1 rRNA gene is annotated in these 1412 nt (G+C 56.7%); it reads left to right on the top strand.

The window, feature by feature from the left end:
- Positions 1-1410: ribosomal RNA gene (locus HL45_RS15335) — 16S ribosomal RNA — on the top strand; the annotation flags it as partial.
- Positions 1411-1412 lie beyond the last annotated feature (2 nt).

The following is a 1412-nucleotide window of genomic DNA, read 5'->3' as shown; positions in this document are numbered from 1 at the left end:
ACGAACTTAGATTCGTAGCGGAAAGCTCAGTAACACGTGATCAAACTACCCTATAGACCAGCATAACCTCGGGAAACTGAGGCTAATACTGGATAACGCTCCTACGTTTGAATACGGGGAGCCGGAAACGCTCCGGCGCTATAGGATGTGATTGCGGCCGATTAGGTAGACGGTGGGGTAACGGCCCACCGTGCCGATAATCGGTACGGGTTGTGAGAGCAAGAGCCCGGAGATGGATTCTGAGACAAGAATCCAGGCCCTACGGGGCGCAGCAGGCGCGAAAACTTTACACTGCACGACAGTGCGATAAGGGAACTCCAAGTGCGAGGGCATATAGTCCTCGCTTTTGTGTATCGTAAGGTGGTACACGAATAAGAGCTGGGCAAGACCGGTGCCAGCCGCCGCGGTAATACCGGCAGCTCGAGTGATGGCCAATTTTATTGGGCCTAAAGCGTCCGTAGCCTGCCAGACAGGTCCGTCGGGAAATCTGCTCGCTCAACGAGCAGGCGTCCGGCGGAAACCAGCTGGCTTGGGGCCGGAAGACCCAAGGGGTACGTCTGGGGTAGGAGTGAAATCCTGTAATCCTAGACGGACCACCGATCGCGAAAGCACCTTGGGAGGACGGACCCGACGGTGAGGGACGAAAGCTAGGGTCACGAACCGGATTAGATACCCGGGTAGTCCTAGCTGTAAACGATGCTCGCTAGGTGTGGCACAGGCTACGAGCCTGTGCTGTGCCACAGTGAAGACGTAAGCGAGCCGCCTGGGAAGTACGTCTGCAAGGATGAAACTTAAAGGAATTGGCGGGGGAGCACTACAACCGGAGGAGCCTGCGGTTTAATTGGACTCAACGCCGGACATCTCACCAGCACCGACAATAGCTGTGACGGTCAGTTTGATGAGCTTACTAGAGCTTTTGAGAGGAGGTGCATGGCCGCCGTCAGCTCGTACCGTGAGGCATCCTGTTAAGTCAGGCAACGAGCGAGATCCGCGTCCGTAATTGCCAGCAGCACCCTTGTGGTGGCTGGGTACATTACGGAGACTGCCGCTGCTAAAGCGGAGGAAGGAACGGGCAACGGTAGGTCAGCATGCCCCGAATGTGCTGGGCTACACGCGGGCTACAATGGCCAAGACAATGGGTTCCAACCCCGAGAGGGGACGGTAATCTCCGAAACTTGGTCGTAGTTCGGATTGAGGGCTGAAACTCGCCCTCATGAAGCTGGATTCGGTAGTAATCGCGCTTCAGCAGAGCGCGGTGAATACGTCCCTGCTCCTTGCACACACCGCCCGTCAAAGCACCCGAGTGAGGTCCGGATGAGGCCATCAGGCGATGGTCGAATCTGGGCTTCGCAAGGGGGCTTAAGTCGTAACAAGGTAGCCGTAGGGGAATCTGCGGCTGGATCACCTCCTAA

The sequence above is a fragment of the Haladaptatus cibarius D43 genome, assembly GCF_000710615.1.
GTDB classification, from domain to species: Archaea; Halobacteriota; Halobacteria; order Halobacteriales; family Haladaptataceae; genus Haladaptatus; species Haladaptatus cibarius.
The sequence above is the reverse complement of the archived record's forward strand: the minus strand, read 5'-3'. Positions and strand labels throughout refer to the sequence as shown.